The organism is Streptomyces sp. PA03-6a, from assembly GCF_033792765.1.
In the GTDB taxonomy this organism is placed as follows: domain Bacteria; phylum Actinomycetota; class Actinomycetes; order Streptomycetales; family Streptomycetaceae; genus Actinacidiphila.
In genome coordinates this window covers 1-7,069 of sequence record NZ_JARAVK010000359.1, presented here as the reverse complement: position 1 = coordinate 7,069, position 7,069 = coordinate 1, and the positions used below count along the sequence as shown (strand labels likewise).

Genomic DNA, 7,069 nt, shown 5'->3' with positions numbered 1-7,069 from the left:
GTCGCCGCCCTCCCCTCGCCCGCCGCCAGGGCGGCGACGCAGGGCGCGCCCACCGCGGCCACCGCCGGTGGGGGCCGACGCCACCGCGCCGGCACCGGCGGACCCGCGGACGGGCCGACCGGCACGCCGGCCACCGCATCGCGGACCCTCGCCCTGCTCGCCCGGCTGCGCCCCCGCAGGCGCGGCGACTCACCCACCCCGGCCGCCCGCCCTGCCGTCACGGCCACGCGGACCCGGCGGGACAACACCCCCCTGGGCAGCGCCAACAGTCCCCTCCGCAAGGCCGGCGAACCACACACGGCCACCGCACCCCACGCACGGGCCGCGACGCAGCGCCACGACCAGTCGGCCGCCCCGGCCATCCGCCCCGGCGGCGCGGCAGCGCGGCTCGTTCGGGACATCACCCGCGGGGGCGGCGCCGGCGAATCGCCCACGGGCAACGCAACCGCCCTGCCCGGCGCCGCAACACGCCGCCGACAGGTCCTCACGCCGCCCGCCGGGGGCGACCACCGCACCCTCCCCCGCAGCGCGGAAGGCGGCGGTTCCGCCCGCTTGCGCGCGCTGCTGCGGCTGCGGCTGCCGGACCGCACCAAGGACACCGGCGCCGAGGGCGGACGGGCGGGCCGCACGCGCGGGCCGCACGCGGGGGCGTGGTGGCTGTGGGCGCTGGGGCTCGCCACGGCCGCGTCGCGGACGACGAACCCGGCGCTGCTCGCGCTGCTCGCCGCCGTCGCCGGATACGTCGTGGCGGTGTGCCGGGTGCCGGACGCGCCCTGGTCGCGGTCGTACGCCGCGTTCCTCCGGCTGGGTCTGGTGGTCATCGCCATCCGGCTCGCCTTCGCCGTCGTCCTGGGGTCCCCGATCCCCGGCACGCACACCGTGGTGTCCCTCCCCGAAGTACCGCTGCCCGACTGGGCGCGGGGCGTCCGTCTCGGCGGCCGGGTCACCGCCGAGGGGCTGTGGTTCGCCTTCCGGGAGGGCATGAAGCTGGCCACGCTCCTGGCGTGCCTCGGCGCCGCCAACGCCCTGGCCAACCCCGCGCGGCTGCTGAAGTCGCTGCCCGGCGCCCTGTACGAGGCGGGCGTCGCCGTGGTCGTCGCGATGACGTTCGCGCCGCACCTGGTCGCCGACGTCCGGCGGCTGCGGACGGCCCGAAGGCTGCGGGGCCGCGCGGACAAGGGCGTACGGGCGCTGCTCCAGGTCGGCCTGCCCGTGCTGGAGGGCGCACTGGAGCGTTCCGTCGCCCTCGCGGCCGCCATGGACGCCCGCGGTTACGGCCGCACGGCCGAGGTGCGGCCCGCCGTGCGCCGGGCGACCGTCGCGCTGACTCTCGGCGGGCTGCTCGGGCTGTGCGCCGGCACCTACGCGCTGCTGGCCGCCGCGGGCGCCGCGTACGGCCTGCCCCTGCTGCTGGCCGGTCTGGCCGCCGCCGTCGCGGGGCTGCGGCTGGGCGGGCGCCGTTCCGTCCGCACCCGCTACCGCCCCGACCGCTGGGACGCGACGGCGTGGCTGATCACCGCCTCGGGCGTGGCCGTCGCCGCGCTGACGATCTGGGCCGCCGGGGCCTCCCCCGCCGACCTGGATCCGCCCGTGGTGCCGCTGACCGCGCCGTCGCTGCCGCTGTGGCCCGCGGCCGCCGTCCTGCTGGGGCTGCTGCCCGCGCACCTGAAGGGAGCCCGCCCGTGATCCGCTTCGAGCAGGTCTCCGTCACGTACGACGGCGCCGCGGCGCCCGCCGTCGCCGGTGTCGAGCTGACCGTCCCCGAGGGCGAACTCTGCCTGGTCGTCGGGCCCTCCGGCACCGGCAAGTCCACCCTCCTCGGCGCCGTCTCCGGTCTGGTGCCGCACTTCACCGGCGGCGTCCTCACCGGCCGGGTCACCGTCGCCGGGCACGACACACGCCGCAACAAACCGCGCGAACTCGCCCATCTGGTGGGCACCGTGGGCCAGGACCCGCTCGCGCACTTCGTCACCGACACCGTCGAGGACGAACTCGCCTACGGCATGGAGTCGATCGGCCTCGCCCCCGACGTGATGCGCCGCCGTGTCGAGGAGACCCTCGACCTGCTGGGCCTGGCCGACCTGCGCGACCGCCCGATCAGCACCCTCTCCGGCGGGCAGCAGCAGCGCGTCGCCATCGGTTCCGTCCTGACCGTCCACCCGCGGGTGCTGGTGCTGGACGAGCCGACGTCCGCGCTCGACCCCGCCGCGGCCGAGGAGGTGCTCGCCGTGCTGCAGCGGCTCGTCCACGACCTGGGGACGACCGTGCTGATGGCCGAGCACCGCCTGGAGCGGGTCGTGCAGTACGCCGACCAGGTCGTCCTCCTCCCGGGTGGGGGCGCCGCCCCGGTCTCCGGGCCGCCCGCCGAGGTCATGGCGGTCTCGCCGGTCCGTCCGCCGGTCGTCGCGCTCGGCCGTCTCGCGGGCTGGTCCCCGCTGCCGCTGTCGGTGCGCGACGCCCGCCGCGCCGCCGCCCCGCTGCGCGAACGCCTCGCCGGCCGCACCCCGCCCGCACGGCCCGCGCCCGCCGCGGGCGGGCCCGTCGCGGCCGTGGCGGGACTCACCGTGCGCCGCGGACGGCTGGAGGCGCTGCGCGGGGTCGACCTGACCGTACGGCCCGGCGAGACCGTGGCCCTCATGGGCCGCAACGGCGCGGGCAAGTCCACGCTGCTGTCCGCCCTCGCCGGGATGCGGCCCCCCACGTCGGGGAGCGCGACCGTCGGCGGGCTGGAGCCGTCGCGCACCAGGCCCGCGGAGCTGATCCGCCGCGTGGGCCTGGTCCCGCAGGACCCCCGGGACCTGCTGTACGCCGACACCGTCGCCGCCGAGTGCGCCGCCGCCGACACCGACGCCCGCGCCACCCCCGGCACCTGCCGTGCCCTCGTCGGCGAACTGCTGCCCGGGGTAGCCGACGGCACCCACCCGCGCGACCTGTCCGAAGGCCAGCGCCTCGCGCTCGCCCTCGCCGTCGTGCTGACCGCCCGGCCCCCGCTGATCCTGCTCGACGAGCCGACCCGCGGCCTGGACTACGCCGCCAAGGCCCGTCTCGCCGCGCACCTGCGCGCCCTCGCGGCGGACGGCCACGCCGTCGTCCTCGCCACCCACGACGTCGAACTCGCCGCCGAACTCGCCCACCGCGTCGTCGTCCTCGCCGACGGCGACCTCGTCGCGGACGGCCCCACCCCCGACGTCGTCGTCTCCTCCCCCGCCTTCGCCCCGCAGGTGGCCAAGGTGCTCGGCCCGCTGCCCTGGCTGACGGTCGGCCAGGTCGAGGCGGCCCTGGCGGGCACGGCGTGACCGCGCGTCCGCCGCGCGCGGTCCGGCTGGGCCGCCGGGCCGTCGTCGCGCTGACGCTCGTCTCGGTGATCGGCGTTGCCGCCTTCGGCTGGCCGCTGCTCGCCGACCCGGGCTCGGGGCTCGCCCACAGCGAGGACGCGCCCTGGCTGTTCGCGCTGCTGCTGCCGCTGCTGCTCGCCGTCGTCATGGCGACGATCGCGGACGACGAGGAGGGGCTGAGCGCCAAGTCCGTCGCCATGCTGGGGGTGCTGGCCGCCGCGGGCGCGGCCCTGCGTCCGCTCGGCGGCGGCACGGCGGGCATCGAGCCCATGTTCTTCCTGGTCGTCCTGTCCGGCCGGGTGCTCGGCCCCGGCTTCGGCTTCGCACTCGGGGCGCTGACGATGTTCGCGTCGGCCCTGCTCACGGGTGGGGTCGGGCCGTGGATGCCGTTCCAGATGCTCTCGATGGGCTGGGTGGCGCTCGGCGCGGGCCTGCTCCCGGGCGCCGGCGGGCTGCGCGGCCGGGGCGAGCTCGTCCTCCTCGCCGGCTACGGGGCGGTGTCCTCGATCGCCTATGGAACGATCATGAACCTGCAGGGCTGGCCCTACCTCGGCGGCATGTCCTCCGGGGTCTCCTTCGTGCCGGGCGGCCCGCTCCCCGACAACCTCGCCCGCTTCGCCGCGTACTGCCTGGCCACCTCGCTCGGCTGGGACGTCCCGCGCGCCGTGCTGACCGCCGTCCTGGTCCTCACCCTGGGCCCGTTCGTGCTGCGCGCCCTGCGCCGGGCCACCCGGCGCGCCGCCTTCGGCGCACCGGTGGCCTTCGCGGACGTGCACGGTGACGGGGACGGAACCGCGGACGGCGCGCCGCGCGTGCCGCCCCAGGCGCGCTGACGGGCCGGCGTCGCGAACCAGCGCGCGACGCGGGGGGCGCGAGGCGCCGAGCGCAGGAACGCGCCGAAGCGGTCGGTGTCGCCGGTGTCGGCCGGCGCCGCCCGCACGCCGTGCGCCGCGAGGTGGCGCGGCAGCTCCCGCTGTTGCCGGTCGGCACGGCCGGCCGCCGGTCGCGGGTGCCGTCGGCCTGGTCGGTGGCCCGGCGCAGCGCCCCGGCGCAAGGCCCCGGTGCGCTGCCCGCGTCCCGCCGGCTCAGATCCGCTGGATGATCGTGCCCGTCGCGAGCGCCCCGCCCGCGCACATCACGATCAGCGCGAACTCCTTGTCCGCGCGCTCCAGTTCGTGCAGCGCGGTGGCGATCAGACGGGCCCCGGTGGCGCCCACGGGGTGGCCGAGGGCGATCGCGCCACCGTTGACGTTGACCTTCTCCAGGTCCTGGTCGAAGACCTGGGCCCAGGACAGCACCACCGAGGCGAAGGCCTCGTTGATCTCGACGAGGTCGATGTCGTCCAGCGTCATGCCGGCCTTGCCGAGGACCGCGCGCGTCGCGTCGATCGGTCCGTCCAGGTGGTAGTGCGTGTCGGCGCCGACCAGCGCCTGCGCCACGATCCGGGCCCGCGGCCGCAGCTTCAGCGCCCGCGCCATCCGCTTGGACGCCCACATCACGGCCGCCGCGCCGTCGGAGATCTGCGAGGAGTTCCCCGCGGTGTGCACGGCCGTCGGCATGATCGCCTTCAGCCCGGCCAGCGCCTCCATGCTGGTGTCGCGCAGCCCCTCGTCGCGGTCGACCAGCCGCCACATGCCCTGGCCGGCGAGCTGCTCCTCCTCCGTCGTGGGCACCTGCACGGCGAAGGTCTCCCGCTTGAAGCGCTCCTCGGCCCAGGCCCGCCCGGCCCGCTCCTGCGAGATCAGCCCGAGCCGGTCGACGTGCTCCCGGGTCAGCCCGCGGCGCCGGGCGATGCGCTCGGCCGCCTCGAACTGGTTGGGCAGGTCCACGTTCCACTCGTCCGGGAAGGGTTTGCCTGGCCCGTGCTTGGAGCCGCTGCCGAGCGGCACCCGCGACATGGCCTCGACGCCGCAGCCGATGCCGATGTCGATCACCCCGGCCGCGATCATGTTGGCGACCATGTGGTTGGCCTGCTGCGAGGAACCGCACTGGCAGTCCACGGTCGTCGCGGCCGTCTCGTACGGCAGCCCGCAGGCCAGCCAGGCGGTGCGCGCCGGGTTCATCGACTGCTCCCCGGCGTGGGTGACCGTACCGCCGACGATCTGCTCCACGGCGTCGGGCTGGATGCCGGTGCGGCCGAGCAGTTCGCGGTACGTCTCACCGAGCAGGTAGGCGGGGTGCAGATTGGCGAGCGCGCCGCCGCGCTTGCCGATGGGGGTGCGTACAGCTTCGACGATGACGGGTTCAGCGGCCATGTACCTCGTCCTCTCCTCGGCCGCGGGGCGTCCCGGCGCCCACGGCAGAACTAGTACGCGTTCTAGTTCCGCCCAGCAGTCTGATTACCGGCGGTACGCGGGCGCAAGGGTCGTGCACCAAGCCGGCCGATCCGCACCGTCACGGGCCTTGCGACTTGCAGAGGCCGGAGCTACCGTCCACAGGCACATCTGATGGAGCGTCAGCAAGCGGTGCGCGGGGACGTCCGCGGACCGCCGCCCAGGCAAGCCCGGAGACCACCACGGAGACATCCGGACCAACCGGAGCACGACCCGGACCACGCCGGACCACCCGGACCAGGAGCCGCCGATGTCCGCCACGCCGCCGCCCTCCTCCTGCCCCGCCCTCCCCGACGGCTTCGACTTCACCGACCCGGACGTCAACCAGGAGCGCATACCCCTCCCGGAGTTCGCCGCCCTCCGGCGCACCGCACCCGTCTCCTGGATCCCCCAGCCCCACGGCATCGCGGGCTTCGGGGACGACGGCTACTGGGCCGTCACCAGCCACACCGACGTCAAGACGGTCTCCACCACCCCCGAGACCTTCTCCTCGCGCACCAACACCGCGATCATCCGCTTCAACGAGCACATGCAGCGGGACCGGATCGACGCCCAGCAGCTGATCATCCTCAACATGGACCCGCCCGAGCACACCCGCCTGCGGCAGATCGTCCAGCGCGGCTTCACCCCCCGCGCCATCCGTGCCCTCGAGGACGCCCTGCGCCGGCGCGCCGAACGCATCGTCGCCGGCGCCGCCGCCCACGGCAGCGGCGACTTCGTCACCGACGTCGCCTGCGAACTGCCCCTCCAGGCCATCGCCGAGCTCATCGGCGTCCCCCAGGAGGACCGCGGCAAGATCTTCGAGTGGTCCAACAACATGATCGGCTACGACGACCCCGACCTCGCCATCACCGAGGAGATCGGCACCGAGTCCTCCATCGAGCTCATCTCCTACGCGATGAACATGGCCGACGAACGCAAGGCCTGCCCCGCCCACGACATCGTCACCAAGCTCGTCGCCGCCGAGGACGAGGGCAACCTCACCACCGACGAGTTCGGCTTCTTCGTCCTCGTCCTGGCCGTCGCCGGCAACGAGACCACACGCAACGCCATCACCCACGGCATGCATGCCTTCCTCACCCACCCCGACCAGTGGGACCTCTTCCGCGCCGAACGCCCCCGCACCGCCGCCGACGAGATCGTCCGCTGGGCCACCCCGGTCACCTCCTTCCAGCGCACCGCCACCCACGACACGGAACTGGGCGGCGCCAAGATCCGCGAGGGCGACCGCGTCGGCATCTTCTACGCCTCCGCCAACCACGACCCCGAGGTCTTCACCACCCCCGACACCTTCGACGTCACCCGCGACCCCAACCCCCACCTCGGCTTCGGCGGCGGCGGCCCCCACTTCTGCCTCGGCGCCAGTCTCGCCCGCCTCGAGATCGACCTCATCTTCAACGC

Annotated in this window: 5 protein-coding genes; 4 read left to right on the top strand and 1 reads right to left on the bottom strand. The window is 75.6% G+C overall.

Translation table 11 applies throughout. The annotated features are described in order from the left end of the window. Nucleotides 1-657 precede the first annotated feature (657 nt). The 3 genes from PV350_RS42865 to PV350_RS42855 are packed head-to-tail and all read left to right on the top strand — an operon-like array spanning nucleotide 658 to nucleotide 4,168. Nucleotides 658-1,686, top strand: a complete 1,029-nt coding sequence (locus tag PV350_RS42865) for a CbiQ family ECF transporter T component (RefSeq protein ID WP_500338801.1) — start codon at nucleotides 658-660, stop codon at nucleotides 1,684-1,686. Then, entirely contained in the window at nucleotides 1,683-3,296 is a 1,614-nt protein-coding gene (locus tag PV350_RS42860; RefSeq protein WP_500338800.1) for an ABC transporter ATP-binding protein, read from the top strand. Before PV350_RS42865 ends, PV350_RS42860 begins: the two co-directional genes overlap by 4 nt. Next, nucleotides 3,293-4,168, top strand: coding sequence for an ECF transporter S component (locus PV350_RS42855; protein ID WP_499511614.1), 876 nt, complete (start codon nucleotides 3,293-3,295; stop codon nucleotides 4,166-4,168). Before PV350_RS42860 ends, PV350_RS42855 begins: the two co-directional genes overlap by 4 nt. Before the next feature lie 252 nt (nucleotides 4,169-4,420). Here PV350_RS42855 and PV350_RS42850 read toward each other — a convergent pair whose 3' ends face one another. Then, the gene (locus PV350_RS42850; RefSeq protein WP_499511615.1) at nucleotides 4,421-5,590 is read right to left on the bottom strand and encodes a steroid 3-ketoacyl-CoA thiolase; all 1,170 of its coding nucleotides are present in this window, start codon (nucleotides 5,588-5,590) and stop codon (nucleotides 4,421-4,423) included. A 328-nt stretch (nucleotides 5,591-5,918) separates the two neighbouring features. Here PV350_RS42850 and PV350_RS42845 point away from each other — a divergent pair. Next, a partial coding sequence (locus PV350_RS42845; RefSeq protein WP_500338797.1) for a cytochrome P450 occupies nucleotides 5,919-7,069 on the top strand: 1,151 nt, incomplete at its 3' end.